The organism is Desulfatiferula olefinivorans (assembly GCF_054657895.1).
This window is the reverse complement of record NZ_BAAHXV010000134.1, coordinates 1-321: the sequence shown is the minus strand read 5'-3', so window position 1 is coordinate 321 and position 321 is coordinate 1. Positions and strand designations below refer to the sequence as shown.

Annotated in this window: 1 protein-coding gene; it reads left to right on the top strand. The window is 54.8% G+C overall.

All coding sequences use genetic code 11. From position 1 onward, the window contains the following. The coding region (locus tag ACYQ11_RS22195; protein ID WP_459926021.1) for a transposase at positions 1-321 on the top strand (321 nt) is incomplete at both ends.

Sequence of the window (321 nt, the reverse complement as noted above, 5' to 3'; positions counted from 1 at the left end):
ATGCCGCGAACCACCCGCATGCTCAGTTCGGATCAGAAATGCGTCTATCATGTCATTTCCCGCACGGCCCTGGACGGATTTCCGTTCGGACCGGTGGAAAAAGACCGGTTCGTTTCGATTCTGAAATGGTTCGCCCGGATCTATTTTGCGGAGATCCTCGGCTACGCCGTGATGGATAACCATGTGCACATCCTGGTCCGCATGCTGCCGGAACGGAACTTTTCCGATGCGGATATCGAAGCCCGATTCAAGGTTAAATACGGTCACGATGCGGTGTTTCCAGTGGGACGCCTGGCCCATTTCCGTAAGAAATGGGCCAGC